This window comes from Micromonospora halophytica, from assembly GCF_900090245.1.
Taxonomy (GTDB): Bacteria; Actinomycetota; Actinomycetes; order Mycobacteriales; family Micromonosporaceae; genus Micromonospora; species Micromonospora halophytica.
Map to the genome: position 1 here is coordinate 201,788 of NZ_FMDN01000004.1, position 23,706 is coordinate 225,493.

The following is a 23,706-nucleotide window of genomic DNA, read 5'->3' on the forward strand; positions in this document are numbered from 1 at the left end:
TCCGGCCGGGCCGGTCAGCCGGCGGGCAGTGCGGCGAGGAACCCCTCGACGCGGTCCCAGGTCAGCGCCGTGGCGTCGGCGTCGTGGTCCGGCACGTCGGGATCGGTGAAGAGGTGGCCGGGGCCGGGGTACCGGAAGACGCGCAGCCGCGCGCCGGCGGCGTTCATCGCCCGTTCCCAGTCGTCGATCTCGGCCTGTGGCTCGTACTCGTCGGGATCGGCCAGGTGCAGCTGGACCGGCAGCCCCGGACGGACCGTCGCCGGGTCGGCGCCGGTGCCGTGCAGGAGCAGCAGCCCGGCGGCGGCGGGCCGTTCGGCCAGCAGCGCGCCGGCCACCCCCGCGCCCATCGAGTAGCCGGCCAGCACCGTCTCCGGCGGCAGCGGGGCGAGCGCCGCCCGGCCGCGCCGCAGCACCTCGTCCTGGCTCACCTTCGCCAGCAGGGCGAAGCCCTCCTCGACGGTGGCGGCGGCGGGCACGCCGTACAGGTCGGGGGTGACCACCCGGTGCCCGGCGGCGCGCAGCCGCTCGGCGTCGGCCAGCACGGCGGGCCGCAGCCCGAAGACGGAGTGCAGGAGCGCGATGTGGGCCACGGCCCCATCCTGCCCCGTCCGGCCGGCCGTGTCCGACCGCCACGGCGTGGCCGGTCAGACCAGCGCCTCGAGCCGAGGCACCAGCTCGGCCGGCGCGGGCATCGTGGCCATCTCCCCGGCCACCTCACGGGCGGCCGAGGCCAGCGCGCCATCGGTGACCAGCCGGGTCAGCAACGCGGCGGTGACGGCGCGGACCGGCGCGGCCAGCCCCGCGCCCCGGGCGGCCACCAGCTCGGCGTTGTGCCGGCGGTCGCCCGGCCCCACCGTCGCCAGCTGCGGGGCCCCGGCGGCCAGGGCGGCGTAGACGCTGCCGGCGCCGCCGTGGTGGACCAGCGCCGCGCCGGCCGTCAGCGCCGTGCCCAGCGGGATCCATCCGACGGTACGCACGTTGCGCGGCAGGCCGGCCCGGGCCAGCCGAGGCTCGGGGCGGACGAGCACGAAGTCGGCGTCGACCCGCTGCGCGGCGGCGACCACCGCTCGCATCGGCCCCGCCGCACCCGGCCCGGCCACGGTGCTGCGGCTGACCAGGATCCGGGACCGGTCGCCCGGCTCGCGCAGCCAGTCGGGCAGCTCTCCCGCGCCGCCGTGCGCGGCGTACCGCATCGGCCAGCCCTGCTGGGTGAGCACGCTCGGCGGGGCGACGGCGATCGCGGCGGCCGGTGACGGCACGGCGCTCAGCCCGTGCCGCGCCAGCGCCCCGCCGAGCCGTTCGGTGGTCGCCCGGACCAGTTCCCGACCGTCGAAGAGGGAGTTCTCCTGGCGTACCGCCGGGACGCCGACCCGGGCGGCGGCGAGCGCGCCCGCCACCGCGAGCGGCTCGTGGACGACCAGGTCGGGCCGCCACTGCCGGGCCAGCGCGACCAGCCCGTCGGCCAACTGGTCGTTGACCCGCCCGAAGAGCCGGGCGGCACCCCGGGTGCCGGCCGTGCCGGCCAGCTCGGCCCGGGCGAGCAGCGGGTGACGCAGCAGCAGGGACCGGGCGATCGGCCCGAAGGCGAAGCGCGGCGCGACGTCGCGCACCGGCAGGCCCACGTCGGGCCCGGGAAGGCCGTCGGCGGCGCTGGCCACGAGCACGTCGTGGCCGGCGTCGCGCAGCGCCACGGCGAGCGGGACCATCGGCAGGACGTGACCCGTCATCGGTGCGGAGACCACCAGCACACGCATCCGTCCGATCGTAGGCCGTGCCGCACCGGCCGTGGGGGCGGCCGGTCAGCCGGGCGGGCCGGCGGCGGCGCCCCGGCCGCAGTTCAAGCCGTACTTCGACCAGCGTCCGGGACGAGCGTGCGGCTGCGCCCGCGGAACTCGGCGACCACCTCGTCGCCGCGCCGGACGGTGACGTCGTAGATGCCGCTGCGGCCGTACCGGGTGCGTTCGGTGGCGTGCGCGGTGAGCAGGTCGCCCTCGCGGACCGGGCGCAGGAAGCTGATCTCGCCCCCGGCGGCGACGGTCACCGGGCCGTGGCTGTTGCAGGCCAGCGCGAACGCCGTGTCGGCGAGCAGGAAGACGTAGCCGCCGTGGCCGATGGCGTGACCGTTGAGCATGGCCGCGGTCACCCGCATCCGTGCCTCCGCCGCCCCGCCGCCGGCGGAGACCAGCTCGATGCCGAGGCTGCGGGACGCGACGTCCGCGTCGAACATGTCGTGCGCGGCGGTACGCTCCGACGCCGCCGCGCCGTTCCCGGCCGCCATCAACCCACCCGCCGCCGGTCGACGGGTGTCCGCTCCTCCGGTCGAGGGACCGCGGTCCTGCACGACGCTCCTCCTGCCAGTCGTCACCGACGACCGGGACCCGCGCCGGCCGCCCCGCGTACCGTACGCCGCCCCGGCGCAGGTCACCATGGCGACGGCGGGTGATTGACGGGTGCCACTGACCGGGCGACGCGGCGGGTGGGGCGCGGGTTAGGGTGGGTGTCGGCGGTGGGGCCCGCCGTCCCGGTCGTGGCCGGGAGAACCGCGTCGGGTACGCCAACGGTCCCTGCCAGTGGCCCGCGTACTGGTGGGGAGGACGGGTGTCGGAACCGCGTCGTATCGACCCCGACGTCGACCTGCGGGTGCCTGCCGACCGCGGTGAACTCGACGCGCACCCGGTGACGGTGCTCGGCGCCATCGCCGCGGGCGGGGTGCTCGGCGCGCTGGCCCGGGCCGGCGTCCAGGCGGCCCTGCCGCACTCCCCGACCGGTTTCCCCTGGGCGACCTTCGCGGTCAACGTGACCGGGTGCCTGCTGATCGGAGCGCTGATGGCGGTGCTCGGCCGGCGTCGGGTCGCCCCGCTGACCCGCCCGTTCCTCGGCGTCGGCGTGCTGGGCGGGTTCACCACCTTCTCCGCGTACGTGGTCGACGTCCACGCGGCGCTCGTCGCCGGTGCCCCGGTGACCGCGCTGGCGTACCTGGCGACGACCCTGGTGGCCGGGTTGCTGGCGGTCGTCGCCGGGGACGCGCTGGCCGCGCAGGTGCTGGCGCACCGCGGAGGTGGACGGTGACGGTGCTGCTCGTCGCCCTCGGGGCTGCGCTCGGTGCCCCGCTGCGCTACCTCGTCGACCGGGCCGTGCAGGCCCGGCACGGCTCGACCCTCCCCTGGGGCACGTTGACCGTCAACGTCGCCGGGTCGCTGCTGCTGGGCGTGGTCGTCGCGATCCCGGCCGGGCCCGCCGTCAGCGCGCTGCTCGGCACCGGCTTCTGCGGCGCGCTCACCACCTGGTCCACCTTCGGGTACGAGACGGTGCGGCTGGCCCGGGCCGGCGACCGGCATCGCGCCCTGGCCAACGCCCTGCTCAGCGTGGTCGCCGGGCTCGCCGCCGCCGCGCTCGGGTACGCGGTGGCGCGGCTGGCGGCCGGCTGACACCGCCCCGGCGGCCGGGGCGTGCCGGCGTACGGCCACCGGGCCGGAGCAGGCGTATGGTGGGCCCACGCGGTCGTCGTCAGGGACACCCGCACACCCGACGGATCCGGGACTGACCGACCAGCCACGGCCACACGGACGTTGTTTCCGGGCCGACGAGGCGTCCGATCGGCACGACACGGGGATCGAGGTGGCGCGATGGAGTGGTTGCTGGCACCGGCGACCCCGGCGGCGGCGAGCGCGCTACGCACCGAGTTGACCGCGTTCCTGCGCCGGCACGCCCAGGAACGCGACGAGGTCGAGGACGCCGGCCTGGTCGTCTCCGAGCTGGTGGGCAACGCGGTCGAGCACGCCGGCGGTCCGGTCTGGGTGGGTCTGGACTGGTCCGCCGCGCAGCCCTCGCTGGTGGTGCACGACCTCGGCCCCTCCTTCGACCTCGCCGCCCTGCCGCCGTCCGGGATCGGCAGCATCCGGGGCCGTGGCCTGTGGCTGGTGCGCCAGCTCGCCGGGGATCTGGACGTGGTGGCGAAACGCGGCACCGGCAAGCGGGTACGCACCGTGCTCCCGGTCACCCGCCGGGTCGAGCCGACCTACGATCCGCCTCGTCGCGAGGTCAACCCGCTGCCCACCCCCGACGAGGCCGGCCCGCGCGGGTTCGGCAGGGAGCCCTTCCTGCGCGCGCTCGTCGTCGAGCTGGCCCGCACGGCGGAGAACCGGCAGGGCCCGGCCGCGGCCGAGGAGATGGTGGCCCAGGTGGGCGCGACCGTCGGCGGGCAGATGGAGGACGAGTACCGCCGGGCCCGGGAACTGGTCGGCCGGCTCACCGCCGAGCAGGTCGCCGACTGCTACCTGCGGCTCAAGTCCGCCATCGACGGCGACTTCTACGTCATCTCCGTCGGCACCGACCGGATCGTGCTGGGCAACCGGCACTGCCCGTTCGGTGACACCGTGCGCCGGGCGCCCGCGCTGTGCCGGATGACCTCCAGCGTGTTCGGCGGCATCGCCGCGCGCAACCACGGGGAGGCCACAGTGCTGCTCGACGAGCGGATCGCCGTCGGTGACCCGGAGTGCCGGGTCACCGTACTGCTCGGCGACGCCGCCCGGAACAACCCGGGCGGCCACCACTACCGACAGGATCACTGAGCCTCGCCGGACGGCGCCGCGTACCCGGTCTCCCGCGCCAACCGGGTCACCCGGTCGTCCCACCTGGCCGCCTCGGCGGCGTCACCGGACCGCTCGGCCACCCGGGCCAGCACGCGGGACGCCCGGATCTCGATCGGCCGGTACCCGGCCCGAACGGCCAGGTCCACCGCGGCGCGGCCGTGCTCCCGGGCCGCGACCGGGTCGCCGGCGGCCAGCCGGGCGTCCGCGAGCCCGGCCAGCGCCGTCGCCTCGCACCAGCAGAACCTCGTCCGCCGGGCCAGGTCCAGGGCCCGGCCGTGCTGCTCGGCCGCCTCGGCGGGGCGGCCCAACTCACGCAACACCCGGCCCAGTGCGTCCAGCGCCCACGCCTCGGTGCCGGTGTCGCCGATCTCCCGGGTCAGCTCCACGGCGCGTTCGGCGTCCGGCCGGGCCGCCGCCGCCCGACCGGTCCCGGACCAGAGCACGGCCCGCCCGGACAGGGCGGTCGCCTCGCCGTAGCGGTAGCCGAGGTCGCGGTTGGCCGCCAACGCCCGCGCGTACAGCTCCTCGGCGGCCCGGTGCTCGCCCCGGTCGCGGCTCACGCTGGCCAGGTCGACCAGCAGGACCGCCACGTTGTAGCGTGCCCCGGCCCGCTCGCCGTGCGCCAACGCCTCCCGGAAGTGGCTGTCCGCCTCGGCGAACGCACCCAGCTGCCAGTACGCGAACCCGAGGTTGGCCAGCGACATCGCCGCCCCGCCCTCGTTGCCCAACCGCCGGTTGAGCGCCAGTGAGTGGCGGGCGCAGGTGATCGCCTCCTGCGGGTCGCCGAGGCGCTGGTGCACCGCGCTGAGGTTGTTGAGCATCCCGGTACGCCCCTGCGGCCAGCTGTCCTCGGCGTCGATGCGCAGGCCGTCCAGGAGGTGCCGGCGGGCTTCCTCGTAGCGTCCACTGTTGACACACACCAGCGCGATGCTCTGGTGCATGGCGGCCTGCGCCCGGGAATCCCCCTCGTCGCGCGCGGCGGCCAGGGCGAGCGTCGCCGCCTGCTGCCACTCCTCCCGCCGCCCCCGCTGGTGGAAGTACGCCCGCAGCGCGTCGGTGAGGTGCCAGGCGTAGTGGCGCGGGCCCTGCCGGGCTGCCTGTTCCACGGCCGCGGTGAGGTTCGTCCACTCGGCGTCCAGCCAGGCCAGCGCCGCCTCGGTGTCGCCGAAGGGGTCGGCCGCGGCCGGGCGCGGCAGCCGGACGAAATGCGGGATGAGCCGCCGGCCCGCCGCGTCGGCGGTGTCCAGGTAGTGGTCGAACAGGCGCCGCCGGGCCTGCTCCCGCTCGGTGGCGTCCTCCTCGCCGACGATCCGGTCCATCGCGTACCGGCGGAGCAGGTCGTGGAAGCGGTAGCGCCCGCCGCCGTGGCGTTCCACGAGGTGGGCGGCGGCCAGCGCGCGAAGCCGGCGGTCGGCGGCGGCCGACGGGGTCCCGGCGACCGCGCCCGCCGAGCCGGCGGTGAAGCTCTGCCCGGGGACCAGCCCGAGGCGGCGGAACAGCTGCCGCTGCCCGTCCGGCAGCGCCCGGTACGACAGCGCGAACGCCTTGGTCACCGCCCCCTCCTCGGCCCCGTCGACGGTGAGCCCGGCCAACGGGTCGCCGTCGGAGAGGTCCCGGACCACCCCGGCGATCCCCGGCTCCCCCGCCGACTGGACGTTGGCGGCGGCGATCCGCAACGCGAGCGGCAGGTGCCCGCAGAGCCGGGCAAGTTCGGCCGCCGCCGTCGCCTCGGCCCGCACGGGCGCGTCGCCCAGCAGGGTGGCCAGCAGGCGCACCGAGTCCGCCGGGGTGAGCACGTCCAGCGGAAGCGTCCGGGCGCCGGCCCGTACGACCAGGTCACCGAGGCGGTGCCGGCTGGTGACCAGCACCGTGCCCGACGACGGGATCAGCGGCAGCACCTGGTCGGCGTCGCGGGCGTTGTCCAGCACCAGCAGCACGTCACGACCGGCCAGCAGGGAGCGGAACATCGTCGCCCGGGCGTCCGGGGCGTCCGGCACCGACCGGGGGTCGGCCCCGAGCCCGCCCAGGAGTTGGGCGAGCGCGGCACCCGGCGTGACCGGCTCCCGCTCGGCGTCGAAACCGCGCAGGTCCAGATGGAGCTGGCCGTCGGGGAACGCGTCGCGGACCCGGTGCGCCCAGTGCACCGCCAACGCGGTCTTGCCCACTCCTGCCGTGCCGCTGAGCACCCAGACGCGGGTGCCGGTCGACGGCTCGGCCAGTCCCGCGTCGAGCCGGGCGAGGTCGGCGTCCCGGCCGGCGAAGCCGGGAATGTCGTGGGGCAGCTCGGCGGGGCGTACCGGAACGGGTGTGGTCCGCCGATCGTCGCCGAGGGACGGGACCAGCGTCGGATCGGCGCGCAGGATGCGTCGCTCCAGCCGGCACAGCGTGGGCGCGGGGTCGAGGCCGAGCTCGTCGGCGAGCCGGGCGCGCACCTGCCGGTAGGTGGCCAGTGCCTGGTCGGTGCGGCCCTCCCGGTGCAGGGCGAGCATCAGCTGCCCGGCCAGCCGTTGCCGGCCGGGGTGCCGGGCGACCACGTCGGTCAGGTCGGTGACCACCTGCCGGGACCGCCCGAGGCGCAGCAGCGTCTCCGCCCGGTCCTCCACCGCCGTCCAGCGGGCCTCCCGCAGCCCGGCGCAGAGCCGGTGTCGGACCTGCTCGTCGGCGACGTCGGCGAGCGGCTCGCCCCGCCACAGCTGCAGCGCCCGGTCGAGCAGGTCGGCGGCCTCCTCGTCGCCGGCACGCCGGGCCCGGGCGAGCAGCGCGGTGAACCGGTGGGCGTCGACCGCGAGCGGGTCGACCCGCAGCAGGTAGCCGGAGCCCTGGTTGGTGATCGTGACGGGCGCGTCGGCGTGCCGGAAGACTGCCCGTAGCCGGGAGACGAGGGCCTGCACCGTGCCCCGGGCGCTGCGCGGGGGCGCCTGTGCCCAGACCAGGTCGATCAGCCGTTCCACCGGCACCACCCGGTCGGCCGCCAGCAGCAGTACGGCGAGGACGAGCCGCTGCTGGCGGCCGCCGACGTCGACCCGGCTGCCAGCCGAGAACACCTGTACCGCGCCCAGGACCTGGAACTCCATCGACGAACCTCCCCCGGTGCCGCAGTATGCCCGTCCGCTGTGGAGGGTCTGCAAGCCGGTTGCAAGGCGGCTGCATGCCGGGCTGTGGATCGTCGTGTCCGTCCCGCCCGGCGGCCACGTCGTCGGTGGGACGGGCACGGTCGGCACGGGCCGTGCCGGACCTCGGACAGGGGGAACGATGAAGAGAATCAGGCGGCCCGGCGTACGCCGGCTGGGCCTGGCAGCGGCGGGTGCGGTCGCGGTGACCGCGCTCGTGGCGTCCGTGGGAGTCGGCAACGCCGACACCGGGGTGCGCTACGACGCCCGCCCGGAGGGGCTGGCCTTCGGCAAGGAGGCGTACCACTTCGACACGGTCGAGCAGATGACCGCCACGTCGCACCTGGTGGTCCTCGGCACCGTCCTGTCGGCGGCGCCCGGCCGGCTCGGCAGCGTCGACGAGGACCCGGCGGCGGTGGGCGGGGACATCCGGCTGCGCACGGTGACCCTCGATGTGGTCGACGTCCTGCACAACCCGAAGAACCTGCTCGTCCCGCCACGGATCACGCTGGAGGAGGAGGGCTGGGACGAGGAGGGCCGCGGCTACGTCGCCAACAACGTGGCATGGAGCGAGGTGGGCGACACCGGCTACTTCTTCCTGCGGCGTGCGGCCGGCGTCACCGACCCGCACACCTTCCAGCTGGCCAGCTCCGACGGGCGGGCCCTGGTGGTCGACGGCGCGCTGAAGCCCAGCAACCCGGAGAACGACCTGGCGACGTCGATCAGCACGATGGCGCCCAGCTTCCTGAACAACAGCGTCGTCGTCGCCAGCGGGCAGGTCGCGGCGGGCACGCTGACCCCGTCGGTGCCGACCGGCGATCTGCCGCTGCCTCCGGAGGAGAGTGGAGAATGAAGCGTACGACGATGGTCCTCGGCGCGGCGCTGACCGCCGTGCTGGCGTTCGCACCGCCGGCCCTGGCCGGTCACGGCGGCAAGGCCAACAGCGGCAAGCCGGACAACAAGGAACAGGACGTCGAGTCGAACTCGCTGACCACCAACGGCAAGGCGGCGGTGTCGCACGGGCGGGCGCAGCTCAACCGGTCACAGATCAACACCTCGACCGGGAACTCGGACATCCACGTCTACGACAAGTCGTACTCCGCCTCCTGGTACGGGCAGACGAGCTGCACCGACACCAACTGGTGGAACGGCCTGTGCGACCACTACGACGTCAAGTTCAACACCCGCATGATGAGCGGGAAGTCGACGTACTACTGGCAGAGCCTCGGCTGCCACGAGCTCGGGCACACCGGCTCGCTGGGCCACCGGTGGCACAGCACCGACTCCAACGACAACTCGTGCATGCGCAGCAACATCTGGCCCAAGTACCTCGACCTGCACGACATCGACGCGATCAATGACAACGTCTGACCGACGACTGATCGCCGGCGGGGCGCTCGCGGTGGTGGCCGCCGTCGCCGTGGGCGGCTGGTGGCTGTCCCGGCCGGAGCTGCCGACCGACTGGTCCGGCCGGGACCGGTTCTGCGCCGAGGCGGAGACCTTCGCGCTGACCAACCAGGCCGCGCTCACCGGCGAGCAGCGGTCGGCGGCGATGGCGGCGCTGATCCGGGTGGCACCCCGGGAGCTGACCCCGGACCTGCAACGGCTGGCCGGCTCGATCGCGGCCGACCCGGCGCAGGCCGGGCACGACCACGGTCCGGTCACCCCGGAGGCCGGACACGACCACGACGCGGCCGGGGACGGGCACGACCACGACGCGGCCGGCAACGTGTCCGGTGCGCCGGCAGACGCGCCGGAGGTGGTGGCGGCGAGCGGACGCCGGGCGGGCGAGTTCATCGAACGCGCCTGCGGGATCAACCTGCCCAACGTCCGCACCTGACGGCGGGCACGACGGGGTGGGCCGCCGACGCGACGGCCCACCCCGTTTCGGGGGCGGCCGGCCCGGCTCGGGGGAACCGGGCCGGCCGGCCCGCCGTCAGTCGCGCAGCCCCACCACCGGGCCGAGGACGAAGACCGACGGCGGCCGGACGTCCTCCCGGGCGGCCAGCTCGCCCACCTCGTCCAGCCGGGACGCCCAGGTCCGCTGCTGCGGGTGTCCGGCGTCCCGCACCACCAGCACCGGGGTGTCCGGTGCGCGGCCGTGCTCCACCAGCACCGCCGCGATCTTGGAGATGGTGTCGACCGCCATCAGCAGCACCAGGGTGCCCCGGGCGCGGCCCAGCGACGCCCAGTCCACCAGGGAGTCCGGGTGCCCCGGCGGCAGGTGTCCGGAGACGACGGTGAGATCGTGGGCGACGCCCCGGTGGGTGACCGGCACCCCCGCCAGGGCGGGCGCGGCGAGCGCGCTGCTGACCCCGGGCACCAGCACCGTCTCGATCCCGGCCGCCGCACACGCCTGGACCTCCTCGTGGCCCCGGCCGAAGACGTACGGGTCGCCGCCCTTGAGCCGGACCACCCGCCTGCCGGCGCGGGCGTGCGTGACCAGGGCGTCGTTGATGGCGTCCTGCGTCATCGACGGGCCGCGCGGCACCTTCGCGGCGTCGACGACCAGCACGTCGGGGCGGAGCCCGGCGAGCAGCCCCTGCGGGGCGAGCCGGTCGGCCACCACCACGTCCGCGCTGTCCAGCAGGGCCCGGCCGCGTACGGTGATCAGGTCGTCGGCGCCGGGGCCGCCGCCGACCACGGCGACCTGCCCGGGGCGCAGGCCCGGCCCGTGGTGACGGTCGCCGTGGTGGTGATGGTGGTGGTGGCCGCCGACGGGGTCGTCGGGGTGGTCGTGCGGGGTCTGCGGCCGGCCCACCTTGTCGGCGAAGCCCGGCATCAACACCCGGTACGCGCAGGTGTCGCAGTTCATCCGGATGTCCCCGCCCAGCGCCTCGGCGTGGCGTTGCAGGACCAGGTCGGCCAGCGCGTCGCAGTCGCCGATCAGGTCGGCCACCCGCACGTCGAGGTCGGGGTGGCCGGCGGCGAACGCCCGCGACTGCGCGACGATCCGGTCCGGCAGCACCCCGGCGAAGAGGAAGTACGGGGCGACGACGATCCGCCGGGCGCCGAGCCGACGCAGCCGCTGAAGCACCGCCGGCACGGACGGCTCGGCCAGCGAGATGAAGCCCGGCTCGACACCGGCGTACCCGCGCCCCTCCCAGAGCAGCCGGGCCACCTTGGCCACCTCGGCGTTGGCGTCCGGGTCGGTGGAGCCACGGCCGATCAACGCGACCCAGGTGCCGCCGCGATCGGCGCCGGCCAGGGCCGCGTCGATCCGCTTCTCGAGCGCGGTGTGCAGCAACGGGTGCGGGCCGAGCGGCCGGCCGTACCGGTAGGTCAGGCCCGGGTGCCGCTCCTGCTCGCGGGCCATCGCGGCGGGGATGTCGCCCTTGCCGTGCCCGGCGGCCGTGAGCACCAGCGGCAGCGCGACAAGGCTGCGGTGTCCCCGCTCGACGAGCGCGGTCACCGCGTCGGTGAGCGGTGGCCGGGACAGCTCGATGAAGCCGCCCTCGACGTCGCCGACGCGGCCGGCGGCGCGGCGGCGGACCCGGTCGACGAGCGCGGCGAACTGGTCGACCCCGGCCGCGCTGCGCGTGCCGTGCCCGACGATGACCAGCGCGGTCATGGTGTCTCCTCCTGGTAGAGCAGGGCGTTGAGGGCAGCGGCGGCGACCGCCGAGCCGCCCTTCTCGCCCACGTTGGACACGGCGGGCAGGCCGCTGGCCCGCAGCGCCGCCTTGGACTCGGCGGCACCGACGAAGCCGACCGGCAGCCCCACCACGAGGGCGGGCGCCGCGTCCAGGGTGATCAGTTCCGCCAGCGCGGTCGGCGCGCAGCCGACCACCCAGACCGCGCCCGGGCCCACCCGGTCCAGGGCGACCCGGACGGCGGCGGCCGAGCGGGTCAGCCCGGTGGCGGCGGCCAGCTCGGCGGTGGCCGGCTCGGCGACCGGGCAGACGATCTCCCGTCCGGCGCGGGTGATGCCGGCGGCGACCATCCACACGTCGGTGACGATCGGCGCTCCGGCGCGCAGCGCGGCCAGGCCGCCGGCCAGCGCCGCCTCGTCGCAGACCAGTTCGGTGACGTAGGCCAGGTCGGCGCTGGCGTGCACCACCCGTTCGGTCACCGCCCGGGTCAGCGGCGGCAGGTGCGTCAGGTCGACCCGGGAACGCAGGATGCGGTACGACTCCGCCTCGATCGGGTGCACGAGGCGGGTCACGCTCCCGTCTCCGCGCCCGCGTCGACGCCGCGGCCGTAGCGCCGGTCGTGCCCGCGCAGCTTCCACAGCAGCACCGCGCCGCCCCAGGCCAGCGCGAAGAGCGCCACCACCACGTAGCCGAGCTGTTCGAAGTGGTCGCCGAGCGAGGCGTAGCCGGACAGCGCGGTCGCACCGAGGTGGTCGACCAGCAGGCCGGACAGGTAGACGCTGGCGACCAGGGCGCCGACGACGACGGTCATCGCGGTGGTGGCGAGGTTGTACCAGAGCCGCCGGGCCGGCTGCCGGTACGCCCACGAGTAGGCGCGCGCCATCAGCAGGCTGTCCGCGGTGTCCATCGCCGACATTCCGGCGGCGAAGAGCAGCGGCAGGGTGAGCAGGGCCAGCACCGGCAGGCCGCCGGCCGCGGCGGTGCTCGCCGACAGCGACAGCAGGGTGACCTCGCTGGCGGTCTCCAGGCCGAGTCCGAAGAGGAACCCGACCGGGGCCATGTGCCAGGAGGAGCGCACCAGCGACCGGGCGCGGGAGCCGAGGATCCGGTGCACCAGGCCCCGGTTGAGCATCAGCAGGTCCAGCTCGGACTCGTCGAGCGCACCGGCCCGCAGCCGGCGCCAGAGCTTCACCAGCCCGGCCAGCACGGCCGCGTTGAGCCCGGCGACCAGCAGCAGGAACGCGGTGGCGGTGGCCGCGGCGACCACCGCGCCGACCTCGCGGACACCGGCCAGGCCCCGCTCGGTCATGCTCGCCGAGGCGAGCCCGATCACCAGGGCGAGCAGCAGCACCACCGCGCTGTGCCCGAGGGCGAAGAAGAAGCCGACGCCGACCGCGCGCCGGCCGCGCAGCAGCATCAGCCGGGTGGTGTCGTCGATGGCGGCGATGTGGTCGGCGTCGAAGGCGTGCCGCACGCCGAGCGCGTACGCCAGGGCGCCCGCCCCGGCCAGCCCGCCGGCCGCCGCCGGCTGGTCGTTCCAGTACAGGTAGAGGGTCCAGCCCGCGACGTGCAGGGCGGCGACGGCGAGCACCACGCCGCCGAGGCGTACCCGCTCGGCACGGCTCCACCGGCCCACCGGTGGGGCGGCGGTCGGGATCGGGGTCATCGCTCTCCTCGGGGTTCGGCGGTGGCGCGGATGGCGTCCACCGGGCAGATCTCCACGCACTCCAGGCAGCCGGTGCACCGGTCGGCGCGGACGGTCAGCCCGAGCGGGACGGGACGGATGGCGTGCGTCGGGCAGGTAAGCAGGCAGGCGCCGCAGCCCTGGCAGGCGCCGATGCTCACGGGCGCGGGCGGGTCCGGCGCGGCGACGGCGGTCGGCGGCGCGGTCACCGTCGCCACCGGTACCCGCGCGGGGTGACCATCCGGCCGGCGACCACCCGGGTCTGCGAGCTGCCGACCACCACCACGCTGTACATGTCGACCACGGCGGCGTCGAGGGTGGCCACGGTGGCCAGGTGGACCTGTTCGCCGGCGCGGCTGGCGTTGCGCACCACGCCGACCGGGGTCTGCGGCGGGCGGTGCGCGGCGAAGGTCTTCAGCACGGCCCCGAGCTGCCAGTCCCGGGCCCGGCTGCGCGGGTTGTACAGCAACGCCACCAGGTCCGCCTCGGCGGCGGCGGCCACCCGTCGCTCGATGACCTCCCAGGGGGTGTGCAGGTCGGACAGGCTCAGGTACACGTGGTCGTGGCCGATCGGCGCGCCGAGCAGGGCGGCAGCGGCGAGCCCGGCGGTCACCCCGGGCGCCCCGACCACGTCGATCCGCTCGTCGGCGTACTCCAGGGCGGGGCTGGCCATCGCGTACACCCCGGCGTCGCCGGAGCCGACGAGCGCGACCGCGTGTCCGGCGGTGGCCTCGACGACGGCGGCGCGGGCCCGCTCCTCCTCCGCGCCGAGCCCGCTGGCGAGCACCCGGGTGCCGGGGCGGAGCAGGTCGCGGACCTGGTCGACGTACTGGTCGAGGCCGACGACCACGGCGGCCCGGCGCAGCTCGGCGACCGCGCGCGGGGTGCGCAGGTCGGGCGCGCCCGGCCCGAGCCCGACGAGCGCCAGCCGGCCGCGCGCGTTGTGCCGGGCGACGGCGACGGTCGCCATCGCCGAGGCGGTCTTCGGCACCAGCAGCGTGCCGCCGCCGGCCAGCGCCGCGGCCTCCGCGACGCTGGGGGTGCCGACCACGGCGCGGACCACGTCGCTGGGGTGCGGCACGTCGACCGCCGCCAACTCCGCCGCAGGCCGGGTCTCCAGGGGTACGCCGAGCGCGCGGGCGGTCGCCAGGATGCCCTCCTCGTCGGCCTTGAGGTCGACGCTGGCCAGGCAGCGCAGGCTGGCCGGGGCCAGGTCGGCGTCGGCGAGCGCCCGGTGCAGCAGGTCGGACACCTCGGCGGCGGCGACGCCCCGGCTGGAGCCGATCCCGGCGACCAGCGAGGGTGGGCGCAGCACGGCGGTCCGGTCGTCCAGCGGGACGATCCGGTCGGTGACCAGCAGCCGCCAGCCGCCGTCGCCGGTCCCGCCGTCCGGGTCCGGGCCGGCCACCCGGTGTCGCCCCGCGACACCGGGGCCAGCCAGCTCGTCCCGCTGGGCCCGCTGGGCCCGCTGGGCCGGATCGGTCGGGGCCATCCCGTCGGCGGGGACGGGCTCGACCAGGACGTTCGGCGGCAGCGCGGGCAGCGGCCAGGTGGAGTCGGCGAGCAGCCGGACCGGCTCGCCGTCGAGGATCGCCCGGGACACCGCCGCGACGGCCCCCTCGACCGGCCAGCCGAGCGTGTCCAGCCCGGGCAGACCGACGGCGTCGGTGGCGGTGGTGACCACCGGGCGGGCGTCTAGCAGCGCGGCCACCTCCACGGCGAGGGTGTTGGCGCCGCCCGCGTGCCCGCCGAGGAGCGCGACGGCGTGCCGTGCCGCCTCGTCCACGACCACCACCGCCGGGTCGGTGCGCTTGTCACCGAGCAGCGGCGCGAGGATCCGGACCACCGCCCCGGTGGCCAGGAACGCCACCACCGCCGAGCACTGCGTCCACGCGGCACGCAGCGCGTCGGCCACGCCGGCGGACTCGACGAGCCGGGCGTGCGGCCAGGCGTCGGCGAGGATCCGGGCGTGCCGGCGGCCGGCGGCGGTGGCCGCCACGAGTCCGACGGTCACCGGGCCGCGCGGCGTAGTGGCCGCCCCGGATCCGATGGTCACCGGGCCGTCTCCGGCGGTGTCGACGGAATTGTCCACGGGTGCTCCTGCTCCGAGTGGGTGGCGGTACGGCCGGGTCACGGGCTCTCCCCGGTGAGGACGACCACCGGGTTGGTGGCGGCGAGGCGCACGGATCCGCCGGGCAGGTCGGCCAGGCGGGCGGCGGAGAGTTGGCTGCCGTCGACGGTGTAGCCGGCGTCGCGCAGCAGGTGGACGGCGGGCGCGACCCGGTCCAGCGCGGCGAGGGTGACCACCACCCGGCCGGGACGGCGGGCGGCCACCGCGGCGAGCACGTCAGTGCCGCCCCCGCCGACGAAGACGGCGTCCGGGTCGGGCAGGTCGCGCAGGACCGCCGGGGCCGGGCCGGTCACCACCCGCACGTGCACCCCGTGGCGGGCGGCGTTCGCCGCGACCGGCGCGTCCGGGTCCCGCTCCACGGCGATGACGGCCGCGCCGAGCAGGGCGCACTCGATGCCGACCGAGCCGCTGCCCGCGCCGACGTCCCAGACGAGCCGGCCCAGGCGGGGACGCAACCGGGCCACCGCGAGGGCGCGTACCTCCACCTTGGTGATCATGGAGTCGCGGTGGTGGTACGCGGACTCGGGCAGCGCCCAGCCGCCGGCCGGCGCGGCGGCCGGCTGGTTGTCCGTCCGCATCGGCCCGACACCGGGCAGGGCGGACGGGGCGGGCCCGCCGGCCGGGAGCGCGCCGGGGGCGAGGCTGAGCAGCACGTGCGGGTCGGCCCAGGCCCGCGTGGCTGCCTGCTCCGGGGTGGTCCAGGTGACCCGTTCGGCGTCGGTGCCGAGGTGTTCGGCGACCACGAGGTGGCGGGGCCAGCCGGTCAGCCCGGCCCCGATCTCGGTGGCCCCGGCGCCGGGAGCGGTGAGCACCGCGACCGCGGGCAGCGCCCGGCAGGCGTTCAGGGCCGGCCCCGGGTCACGACCGTGCGCGGTGACCACCGCCGCGCCGTCCCAGTCGAGTCCAGCCCGGGCGAACGCTGCGGCGACGCTGGAGACCGCCGGCAGCACCCGCACCGGCAGCCCGGCGACCCGCAACCGGCGGACGATGCCGAAGAGCCCGGGATCGCCGCTGGCCAGCACGACCGCCGGCGCTCCGGCCTCGACGGCGGCGGCGAGCCGGTCCAGCGCGGGGGCGAGCGGCCCGAGCACGATGGTGGGGCAGCCCGGCAGCACCGGCAGGGCGGCCAGGTGGCGGGCCGCTCCGACGACGAGGCGGGCCCCGGCCAGCGCGGCATGCGCGTCGGGGTGCGGCGGCCGGCCGGCGGCGTCGACCCCGACCACGGTGACCGCCGGCGGGGCGGTCACCCGGACCACCGCCCCGAGGAGGCGACCACCCGGGATCCGGTGAAGTCCACCATGGCCACGTCGACGGCGACGGCGTGCCCGGCGAAGCGCCGCAGCACCTGACGTACCCGGCGGCAGAGCAGGTCACCGGCGCGGCCGAGCAGACCGGCGGCCTCCCACAGCTCGTAGGCGTGCCGCCCGGTGTTGGCCGCCGCGACGGCCGCCACCAGGTCGGCGTCGCCGCCGGCCTCGGCGGTGACCGCGCCGAGCAGCGACAGGTCCACCTTGGAGCGGGTGTAGTGGGTCATCAGGATCCCGGCGGCCAGCTTGGCGAGCTTGCCGGCCATGCCGACGAACACCACACCGGTCATCGCGTCGCCGACGGCGGCGGTGACCGCCGCGCCGGTGAAGTCGCCGACCTCGACGAAGCACACCTCGGGCAGCTCCGGCAGGAGCGCCCGGGCGGCCCGCTCGGTACGCCCGCCGGTGCACAGCACCACGGTCCGCTCCCCCTGCGCGGCCATCACGTGCACCGCCTGCACCACACTGGCCCGCCAGGAGGCGGTGGAGAAGGGCCGCACGACGCCGGTGGTGCCGAGGATGGAGATGCCGCCGAGGATGCCGAGCCGCCGGTTGGTGGTCTTGCGGGCCATCACCTCCCCGCCCGGCACGCTGATCACCACCCGGACGCCCACCTCGGTCAGGTCGACCACCTCGGCGACCGCCTCGCCGATCATCCGGCGCGGGGTGTCGTTGATCGCCGGGCCACCGACGGCCAGACCGAGCCCCGGCCTGGTGACCGTGCCGACGCCGGGTCCCCCGTCGAGCTGGAGACCCGGGCGGTCGTGCCAGCCGACGGTGGCGGTGAGGTGCGCGCCGTGGGTGACGTCCGGGTCGTCCCCGGCGTCCTTGACCACGACCGCCTCGACGTGCACGTCCGGCAGCGGGCTGAAGTCGCAGCGGTGCACGGTGAAGCGCACCCGCCGACCGGCGGGCAGCCCGATCTCCACCTCCCGCTGCGGGGCGCCGGTGACCAGCGCGGTCACCGCCGCCTTCGCCGCCGCCGTCGCGCAGGCGCCGGTGGTCCAGCCGGTACGCAGCGCGGTGGGCCGGACCTTCGCGGTACGCGGCAGGTCCGGCTCGCGCAGCGGCGGCTCGGCGTACGTCATCGCGGCGGCTCGGACGACGTCGGGCGGTCGGCGGTGCCGCCCGCCGGGGCCCCCGCCCGCGAACGGCGCAACTCGGCGCGGGCGGCCGGCTCGGCCCGGCGGAAGGTGTGGAAGTGCCCGGGGTGGTACAGGTGTGAGCGGGTGCCGGTGGCCGCCAGGGCCGGGCCGACCAGGAACAGGGTGTGCTTCCAGAGCTTGTGCTCCTTGACCGTGGCCTCCAGTTTCCCGAGCGTGCAGCGGACCACCAGCTCGTCCGGCCAGGTCGCCTGGTACGCCACCACCACGGGGGTGTGCGCGGGGTAGCCGCCGGCGAGCAGTTCGGCCTGGGCCTGCCCGGAGCGGGCCGCGGAGAGGAAGAGCGCCATGGTGGTGCCGTGCCGGGCGAACTCGCGGACCCGCTCCCCCGGCGGCATCGGCGTCCTGCCACCCTCGAGGCGGGTGAGGATGACCGACTGGGCCACCTCGGGGATGGTCAGCTCCCGGCCGACGATCGCGGCGACGGCGGTGAACGAGGAGACCCCGGGCACGATCTCCACGGCCAGGTCGAGGGCGCGACAGAGGTCGAGCTGCTCCTGCACCGCGCCCCACAGCGCCGGGTCGCCGGAGTGGATCCGGGCCACCGTCAGCCCCTCGGCGGCGGCCCGCCGGTACAGCGGCAGCACCCCCTCGATGGGCAGTTGGGAGGAGTCGACGATCTCGGCGTCGGGGCGGGCGTGGGCGAGGACGTCGGCGTGCACCAGGCTGGCCGCCCAGATCACCACGTCGGCCTCGGCGATCACCCGCGCGGCGCGCAGGGTGAGCAGGTCGGCGGCGCCGGGGCCGGCCCCGACGAACCACACCTTCGCGTTGGTCACAGCTTTCCTCCCCGCCGGTCCCGGCGGGCCGGGACCAGCAGCGTCGACAGGTACGGCAGGTCGTCGTCGGCCCGGTCAACCGGACCGACCCGCTCGTCGGGCAGGCCGAGGCCCCGGCCCAGCACGGCGTCGGCGAGCCGGCCGTGCCGGCGCAGCACGTCAACCAGCTCCCGGTGGCGCCGCCAGCCCTTGTAGACCACGACGGTGCCGGGGCCGGCCAGGGCGTCGTCGACGAGCGCGAGCCCGGCGGTGGCCGGCAGCAGGGTGAGCGGCTCCCGGCCCTCGCACAGCGGCACGCCGCTGCCGGCGGCGAGGTCCTGCATGGCGGTGATCCCGGGGACGGTGCGCACCTCGACCGCCGGGCGCCGGGCGCGCACACTCTGGGCCAGGTAGCCGAAGGTGGAGTAGACGTTCGGGTCGCCGATGGTGGCGAAGGCGATCGCGCGGGCCCCGCCGTCGAAGGCGGCGACCACGGCCGCCGCCGCAGCGTCCCACGCGGCCTCCCGGCGGGTGGTCACCCCGCCCCGGTCGTCGAGGGCGAACGGCAGCCGGCGCAACCGGTCGGCCGGGACGTGCGCCCGCACCGTGGCCTCGGCGCGGCCCTGGGGCGCGCCGGCGTCGGCGGCGAGCCGGTCCAGCACCGGTACGACCACCAGGTCGGCCTCGCGCAGCACCCGTACCGCCCGCAGGGTGAGCAGGTCCGCCTCGCCCGGCCCGACGCCGACCCCGGTCAGGATGCCGGCCCCGGCACCGCTCCGGCCGGGGTCCGCCACGCCCTCGCCCCGGCCGCCGTGGGGGACGGTCTGGGCCCGGCTGTCGGCGGGCCGGTCCTCGGTCGGGCGGCCGGCGTCGGCACGGGCGGTCACCGGCTCGCCGCCTCGACGAGGCGGCGGGCGGCCGACGGCCGGCCGGCCCAGTGGGTGTGCAGGTAGGAGGCGTGCACCCGGCCGGTGACGAAGCCGTGGCGGCTGTCGTCCCAGCGCCACGCCGGCCGGTCGCCGTACGCCGGGTCGGTGGCGGTGCGGTGGAACTCGTGTCCACGTACCGGCTCCCCGGCGGGGTGGACCGGGGAGTCGGTGGCGGCGACGGCGTCACGGTAGCCCAGGGTGAGCCGGCCGGTCATCCGGGCGGTGTGCGGCAGCCGCCCGCACATCGGCGCGCCGTCGAGTGCCTTGCCGAGGTAGAGCAGCCCGGCGCACTCGGCGACGAGCGGCCCGTCGAAGTCGGCGAGTTCGGCGCGGAGCGCGGTGTTGGCCGCGAGGGCCTCGGCGTGCACCTCGGGGAAGCCGCCGCCGATGACCACGGCCCGGGTGCCGGCCGGCAGGGCCGGGTCGCGCAGCGGGTCGAAGGTGACCACGGCGGCACCGGCCGCGACGAGCAGTTCGGGTGTCTCGGCGTACGAGAAGGTGAAGGCCGGCCCACCGGCGACCGCGACCACCGGGCGGCCGGTGCCGGCCGGGCCGCCGACGGCGGGACCCGGGTCCCAGGCGGCGACGGTCAGCGGTGGGGCCGATCGGGCCAGGTCGAGCACGGCGTCGAGGTCGACGGTGGACTCGACCAGGCCGGCCAGCGCCTCGACGACCGCCAGGGACTCCGGGGCCCGCTCGGCGACCGGCACCAGCCCGAGGTGGCGCGCGGGCGCGGCGACCTCGACGGCGCGGGTGACCGCCCCGAGCACCGGTACGCCCACCTCGGCGAGCGCGTCGCGCAGCAGCGTCTCGTGCCGGGGCGAGCCGACCCGGTTGAGGATCACGCCACCGACGCGCACGCCTGGGTCGAAGGCGCGCATGCCGAGCACCAGGGCGGCGGCGGAGCGGCCCTGAGCGGTGGTGTCGAGGACCAGCAGCACCGGCGCGTCGATCAGCCGGGCGACGTGGGCGGTGGAGGCGTACGCGCCCCGGCCGACCGCGCCGTCGTGCAGGCCCATCACGCCCTCGACGACGGCGACGTCGGCGGGGGTGGGGACGGTGGCGCCGTGCCGCAGCAGCGGCGCGATCCGCTCCTCGCCGACCAGCCACGGGTCGAGGTTGCGGCCCGGCCGGCCGGCGGCGAGCGCGTGGTAGCCGGGGTCGATGTAGTCGGGGCCGACCTTGTGCGGGCTGACGGTCAGGCCCCGGCGGCGCAGCGCGGCGAGCAGCCCGGTGGCCACCGTGGTCTTGCCGTGCCCGCTGGCCGGCGCGGCGACCACCAGCCGGGGCAGTGCCCACGGCGCGGCCGGACCGGCGGCGGCCCGGTCGGCGGCACCGGCCCGGTCGGTGTCGGAGGTGACCGGGGCGGTGGGGCCGGGGTGCCCGGCCGGGGCGGGCGGCCCGTCGGGACGTCGCTGGTCGGTCCGGCGGGTCGGTCCGGTCACCATTCGATGCCCTTCTGGCCCTTCTGGCCGGCGTCCATCGGGTGCTTCACCTTGGTCAGCTCGGCGACCAGGTCGGCCGCCTCGACCAGGCGCGGGTCGGCGTCCCGGCCGGTGATCACCACGTGCTGGAAGCCGGGCCGCTCGGCGAGGGTCCGCACCACCTCGTCGACGTCCACCCAGCCCCAGGTCATCGGGTAGGTGAACTCGTCGAGCACGTACAGGCCGTAGCGTTGCGCGGCGAGGTCCCGCTGGATCTGCCGCCAGCCCTCCAGGGCGTCGGCGGCGTGGTCGGCCTCGCCGCCGCGCCGGATCCACGACCAGCCCTCGCCCATCTTGTGCCAGGCGACCGGTGCGCCCTGGCCGGTGCGCTCGTGCACCTCGCCGAGGGCCCGGAACGCGGCCTCCTCCCCCACCCGCCACCGGGCGCTCTTGACGAACTGGAACACCCCGACCGGCAGCCCGGCGGTCCAGGCCCGCAGCGCCAGCCCGAACGCGGCGGTCGACTTGCCCTTCATCGTTCCGGTGTGCACGACGACCAGCGGGCGGTTGCGCCGCTGCCGCGTCGTCAACCCGTCGGCCGGTACGTGGGACGGCTTTCCCTGCGGCATCAGGCGACACTCCTCGTGGTGGTGGCGGGGATCGTGGCGGACGGCGGTCGGCTCCGGGCCGCCCGCGACGGCGACACCGGCAGCGCCCGGGGACGCGACGGCGCGGCGGGGTGGGTCGCGAGGCCGGCGAGCGGGTCGGCGGCCACCGCGTCGAGCGGGTGGTGGTCCGCGCCGAGCTGGGTGGCGAGGCGGCGGGCCAGGCCGAGGCGGACCGGCCCGGACTCGCAGTCGACGACGACGCAAGGCGTGCCGGTGGCGGCCAGCACGGCCGCCGCGCGGGCGGCCCGGTCCAGCGGGCGTGCCCCGGCGGTGGCCCGGCCGTCGGTGACCACCAGCACCAGGGGGCGGCGGCGCGGGTCGCGCAACCGTTCCACCCGCAGCAGGTCGGCGGCGGCGAGCAGCCCCTCGGCGAGCGGGGTGCGCCCGCCGGTGGGCAGCTCGGCCAGTCGTGCCGAGGCGGCCAGCACGGAGGAGGTCGCCGGCAGCAGGACCTGCGCGCCGGTGGCCCGGAACGCGACCACCGCGACCTTGTCCCGACGCTGGTAGGCGTCGGTGAGCAGGGCGAGCACCGCGCCCTTGACGGCGGACATCCGCTGCCGGGCCCCCATCGACCCGCTGGCGTCGACCACGAAGAGCACGAGGTTGCCCTCGCGCCCCTCCCGGACCGCCTCCCGCAGGTCGTCGGGGCGCAGCACGAGCGGCCCGTCGCGCCGGCCCCGGCCGGCCTGGCGGGGAGCGGCGGCGCGCAGCGTCGCCGGCAGGTGCAGCGCGCCCGGGCGGCCGGCGGGCACCCGCGCGCCGGTGGTCCGGCCCCGTCCGGTCCGCGCCCGGGACCGCCGCCCGGGCACCCCGTCGCCGACCCCGGGCGCGGTGAACAGCCGCGCCTTCAGCCCTTGCTCGGGTACGGCGACCGCCTGCGCCCGGTGCGCGTCCGGCCCGGAGCGCGGCCGGCCGTCGTCACCGGCGCGGTGCCCGGCGTTACCGTCGAACGGATCGGCGCGCTGATCCGGTCCACCGTCCATCCCGTCACGCCGTCGGTCGCCGGCGCACCGGTCGACAGCCTCCGGCCCCCGGTCCGAAGGGTCACCGTCGCCGGAGAGGTCGAGGTCAGCGTGCTGCCGTGCGGGAGCGTCCCCCGGTCGCCCGGCGAGGTCGTCGGCGTCCGGTCCACGGTCCTGCCCGGTCACCGGACCACCCACGTCGCGGCCGGCGCCCGGGTCCCGGCCACCGCCGCCGGGTCCACCGGGCCCACCGGGGCCCGGACCGCCGCCCGGGCCGTCGTCGTCCGGGTCGTCGGGGTGTTCCTCGCGGGCCCGCTCCAGCGCCTCGTCGAGCCGCTCGTCATCCAGGCCGGGGGTGTCGAACGGGTCCCGGCGACGCCGGTGCGGCAGGGCCAGCCGGGCGGCCACCCGGACGTCCTCGGCGGTCACCCGCTCCCGGCCCTGCCAGGCGGCGTGCGCGACGGCGGTACGGGCGGTGACGATGTCGGCGCGCATGCCGTCGACGTCGAACGCGGCACACACCTCGGCGATCTGCCGCAGCGCCGCGTCGGGCAGCAGCACGCGCTCCAGCCGCGCCCGGGCGGCGGCCACCCGGCAGGCGACCTGCGCGTCGGCGTCGGCCCAGCCGGCGGCGAACCCGGTCGGGTCGGCGTCGGCGGCGAGCCGGCGGCGGACCACCTCGACCCGTACGGCGGGGTCGCGGCTGGCGGCCACCTCGACGGTGAGCCCGAACCGGTCGAGCAGCTGCGGGCGCAGCTCCCCCTCCTCCGGGTTCATCGTGCCGACCAGCAGGAACCGGGCGGCGTGGCTGACCGAGACGCCCTCCCGCTCGACGTGGCAGCGGCCCATCGCGGCGGCGTCGAGCAGCAGGTCGACCAGGTGGTCATGGAGCAGGTTCACCTCGTCGACGTAGAGCACCCCACGATGCGCGGCGGCGAGCAGTCCCGGCTCGAAGGCGCGTACCCCCTCGGCGAGGGCCTTCTCCAGGTCGAGCGAGCCGACCACCCGGTCCTCGGCGGCGCCGACCGGCAGCTCGACCAGGCGGGCCGGGCGGCGCTCGGCCGGCGACCCGGCCGGGTGCGGCCCGTCGGGGCAGCCGGGGTCCGCAGCGGCCGGGTCGCAGCCGAAGCGGCAGCCGGCCACCCGGTCCACCGGGGGCAGCAGCGCCGCGAGGGCCCGCACGGCGGTCGACTTGGCGGTGCCCTTCTCGCCCCGGACGAGCACCCCGCCGATGGCCGGGCTGACCGCATTGAGCAGCAGGGCCAGGCGCATGTCGTCCATGCCGAGCACCGCCGAGAACGGGTATGCGCTCACTGTGACTCCTTCGTTCGCGACTGCGGGGCTCGCAGAACCGGCTCACTCCTCGCGCTCACTGGGACTCCTTCG

20 protein-coding genes and 3 pseudogenes are annotated in these 23,706 nt (G+C 77.0%); 6 read left to right on the forward strand and 17 right to left on the reverse strand.

Annotation, left to right across the window (positions count from 1 at the left end):
• Nucleotides 1-14 precede the first annotated feature (14 nt).
• From GA0070560_RS08405 to paaI, 3 genes are all read right to left on the reverse strand, one after another.
• Complete coding sequence (locus GA0070560_RS08405; protein ID WP_091293401.1) at nucleotides 15-590, reverse strand: dienelactone hydrolase family protein; 576 nt, start codon at nucleotides 588-590, stop codon at nucleotides 15-17.
• Between the two features lie 54 nt (nucleotides 591-644).
• A complete protein-coding gene (locus GA0070560_RS08410) occupies nucleotides 645-1,754 on the reverse strand; it encodes a nucleotide disphospho-sugar-binding domain-containing protein (protein ID WP_091293402.1) in 1,110 nt (369 codons plus the stop codon).
• Between the two features lie 83 nt (nucleotides 1,755-1,837).
• The gene (paaI, locus tag GA0070560_RS08415; protein ID WP_091293403.1) at nucleotides 1,838-2,278 is read right to left on the reverse strand and encodes a hydroxyphenylacetyl-CoA thioesterase PaaI; all 441 of its coding nucleotides are present in this window, start codon (nucleotides 2,276-2,278) and stop codon (nucleotides 1,838-1,840) included.
• Between the two features lie 320 nt (nucleotides 2,279-2,598).
• Between paaI and GA0070560_RS08425 the strand changes: the two genes are divergently transcribed.
• The 3 genes from GA0070560_RS08425 (at nucleotide 2,599) to GA0070560_RS08435 (ending at nucleotide 4,571) form a co-directional block, all read left to right on the forward strand.
• Nucleotides 2,599-3,069: a FluC/FEX family fluoride channel gene (locus GA0070560_RS08425; protein WP_091293405.1), complete on the forward strand. Its 471-nt coding sequence runs from the start codon at nucleotides 2,599-2,601 to the stop codon at nucleotides 3,067-3,069.
• Nucleotides 3,066-3,428: a fluoride efflux transporter CrcB gene (gene crcB / locus GA0070560_RS08430; protein WP_091293406.1), complete on the forward strand. Its 363-nt coding sequence runs from the start codon at nucleotides 3,066-3,068 to the stop codon at nucleotides 3,426-3,428. The genes GA0070560_RS08425 and crcB overlap by 4 nt, the downstream gene beginning before the upstream one ends.
• Before the next feature lie 198 nt (nucleotides 3,429-3,626).
• The gene (locus tag GA0070560_RS08435) at nucleotides 3,627-4,571 is read left to right on the forward strand and encodes an ATP-binding protein (RefSeq protein ID WP_091293407.1); all 945 of its coding nucleotides are present in this window, start codon (nucleotides 3,627-3,629) and stop codon (nucleotides 4,569-4,571) included.
• Here the strand turns inward: GA0070560_RS08435 and GA0070560_RS08440 are convergent.
• Nucleotides 4,565-7,666, reverse strand: coding sequence for an AfsR/SARP family transcriptional regulator (locus GA0070560_RS08440; protein ID WP_091293408.1), 3,102 nt, complete (start codon nucleotides 7,664-7,666; stop codon nucleotides 4,565-4,567). The two genes, GA0070560_RS08435 and GA0070560_RS08440, sit on opposite strands and share 7 nt — an antisense overlap.
• 178 nt (nucleotides 7,667-7,844) lie before the next feature.
• On the opposite strand from GA0070560_RS08440, the gene GA0070560_RS08445 reads away from it, so the two are divergent.
• The 3 genes from GA0070560_RS08445 to GA0070560_RS08455 are packed head-to-tail and all read left to right on the forward strand — an operon-like array spanning nucleotide 7,845 to nucleotide 9,542.
• Nucleotides 7,845-8,555 carry a hypothetical protein gene (locus tag GA0070560_RS08445; RefSeq protein WP_139131456.1) on the forward strand — a complete coding sequence of 237 codons (711 nt, stop codon included), beginning with the start codon at nucleotides 7,845-7,847 and terminating at the stop codon, nucleotides 8,553-8,555.
• The gene (locus tag GA0070560_RS08450) at nucleotides 8,552-9,073 is read left to right on the forward strand and encodes a hypothetical protein (RefSeq protein WP_091293410.1); all 522 of its coding nucleotides are present in this window, start codon (nucleotides 8,552-8,554) and stop codon (nucleotides 9,071-9,073) included. The genes GA0070560_RS08445 and GA0070560_RS08450 overlap by 4 nt, the downstream gene beginning before the upstream one ends.
• The gene (locus GA0070560_RS08455; protein WP_139131457.1) at nucleotides 9,060-9,542 is read left to right on the forward strand and encodes a hypothetical protein; all 483 of its coding nucleotides are present in this window, start codon (nucleotides 9,060-9,062) and stop codon (nucleotides 9,540-9,542) included. Before GA0070560_RS08450 ends, GA0070560_RS08455 begins: the two co-directional genes overlap by 14 nt.
• 96 nt (nucleotides 9,543-9,638) lie before the next feature.
• On the opposite strand, the gene cobA is transcribed toward GA0070560_RS08455, so the two are convergent.
• The 13 genes and pseudogenes from cobA to GA0070560_RS08515 form a co-directional block, all read right to left on the reverse strand.
• On the reverse strand, nucleotides 9,639-11,273 hold the full coding sequence (gene cobA / locus GA0070560_RS08460; protein ID WP_091293414.1) for a uroporphyrinogen-III C-methyltransferase: 1,635 nt from the start codon (nucleotides 11,271-11,273) through the stop codon (nucleotides 9,639-9,641).
• Nucleotides 11,270-11,866: a precorrin-8X methylmutase gene (locus GA0070560_RS08465; protein ID WP_091293417.1), complete on the reverse strand. Its 597-nt coding sequence runs from the start codon at nucleotides 11,864-11,866 to the stop codon at nucleotides 11,270-11,272. Before GA0070560_RS08465 ends, cobA begins: the two co-directional genes overlap by 4 nt.
• A complete protein-coding gene (locus tag GA0070560_RS08470) occupies nucleotides 11,863-12,960 on the reverse strand; it encodes a HoxN/HupN/NixA family nickel/cobalt transporter (protein ID WP_091293419.1) in 1,098 nt (365 codons plus the stop codon). Before GA0070560_RS08470 ends, GA0070560_RS08465 begins: the two co-directional genes overlap by 4 nt.
• Nucleotides 12,957-13,187: a 4Fe-4S binding protein gene (locus tag GA0070560_RS08475; protein WP_091293703.1), complete on the reverse strand. Its 231-nt coding sequence runs from the start codon at nucleotides 13,185-13,187 to the stop codon at nucleotides 12,957-12,959. Before GA0070560_RS08475 ends, GA0070560_RS08470 begins: the two co-directional genes overlap by 4 nt.
• Nucleotides 13,184-14,350: pseudogene (gene cobJ / locus GA0070560_RS30045) on the reverse strand (precorrin-3B C(17)-methyltransferase); the annotation flags it as partial. The gene GA0070560_RS08475 and the pseudogene cobJ, both read right to left, overlap by 4 nt.
• A gap of 111 nt (nucleotides 14,351-14,461) precedes the next feature.
• Nucleotides 14,462-14,992, reverse strand: a pseudogene (locus GA0070560_RS30050) (precorrin-3B C(17)-methyltransferase); the annotation flags it as partial.
• 116 nt (nucleotides 14,993-15,108) lie between these two features.
• On the reverse strand, nucleotides 15,109-16,392 hold the full coding sequence (gene cbiE / locus GA0070560_RS08485; protein WP_091293421.1) for a precorrin-6y C5,15-methyltransferase (decarboxylating) subunit CbiE: 1,284 nt from the start codon (nucleotides 16,390-16,392) through the stop codon (nucleotides 15,109-15,111).
• Nucleotides 16,353-17,504: a cobalt-precorrin-5B (C(1))-methyltransferase gene (locus GA0070560_RS08490; RefSeq protein WP_091293424.1), complete on the reverse strand. Its 1,152-nt coding sequence runs from the start codon at nucleotides 17,502-17,504 to the stop codon at nucleotides 16,353-16,355. Before GA0070560_RS08490 ends, cbiE begins: the two co-directional genes overlap by 40 nt.
• The gene (gene cobM / locus GA0070560_RS08495) at nucleotides 17,501-18,358 is read right to left on the reverse strand and encodes a precorrin-4 C(11)-methyltransferase (protein WP_170839329.1); all 858 of its coding nucleotides are present in this window, start codon (nucleotides 18,356-18,358) and stop codon (nucleotides 17,501-17,503) included. Before cobM ends, GA0070560_RS08490 begins: the two co-directional genes overlap by 4 nt.
• Entirely contained in the window at nucleotides 18,355-19,095 is a 741-nt protein-coding gene (cobI, locus tag GA0070560_RS08500) for a precorrin-2 C(20)-methyltransferase (RefSeq protein WP_091293706.1), read from the reverse strand. The genes cobM and cobI overlap by 4 nt, the downstream gene beginning before the upstream one ends.
• A gap of 125 nt (nucleotides 19,096-19,220) precedes the next feature.
• Nucleotides 19,221-20,714: a cobyrinic acid a,c-diamide synthase CobB gene (locus GA0070560_RS08505; protein ID WP_091293426.1), complete on the reverse strand. Its 1,494-nt coding sequence runs from the start codon at nucleotides 20,712-20,714 to the stop codon at nucleotides 19,221-19,223.
• Nucleotides 20,708-21,319 carry a cob(I)yrinic acid a,c-diamide adenosyltransferase gene (cobO, locus tag GA0070560_RS08510; protein ID WP_091293428.1) on the reverse strand — a complete coding sequence of 204 codons (612 nt, stop codon included), beginning with the start codon at nucleotides 21,317-21,319 and terminating at the stop codon, nucleotides 20,708-20,710. The genes GA0070560_RS08505 and cobO overlap by 7 nt, the downstream gene beginning before the upstream one ends.
• A gap of 113 nt (nucleotides 21,320-21,432) precedes the next feature.
• Nucleotides 21,433-23,693: pseudogene (locus GA0070560_RS08515) on the reverse strand (VWA domain-containing protein); the annotation flags it as partial.
• Between the last annotated feature and the right edge of the window lie 13 nt (nucleotides 23,694-23,706).